Origin of the sequence: Acinetobacter sp. ANC 3882 (genome assembly GCF_022549545.1) — a bacterium.
In the GTDB taxonomy this organism is placed as follows: Bacteria; Pseudomonadota; Gammaproteobacteria; order Pseudomonadales; family Moraxellaceae; genus Acinetobacter.
Genome location: NZ_JAKZGB010000038.1, coordinates 1 through 224, shown reverse-complemented (window position 1 = coordinate 224; position 224 = coordinate 1). Strand labels below are relative to the sequence as shown.

General features: G+C 50.0%; 1 pseudogene. It reads left to right on the top strand.

Annotation, left to right across the window (positions count from 1 at the left end):
* A pseudogene (locus tag MMO42_RS18170) lies at positions 1 to 224 on the top strand (hypothetical protein); the annotation flags it as partial.

Genomic DNA, 224 nt, shown 5'->3' with positions numbered 1-224 from the left:
GACAAGATCACGCTTGCAGGTGCAGGTGGCACGACCATCACCAATGTGAAAGCGGGTGACATCAGTTCAGCGGCATCAACAGATGCAGTGAATGGTGGCCAGTTATTCACCACCAACCAAAATGTCACTACTGCGCAAACTGCAGCAGATGCAGCACAAGCGACAGCGGACAAAGGCATTAAATTTGGTAATGGTAGCAGCAGCAACCAATTTGCATTAGGCGA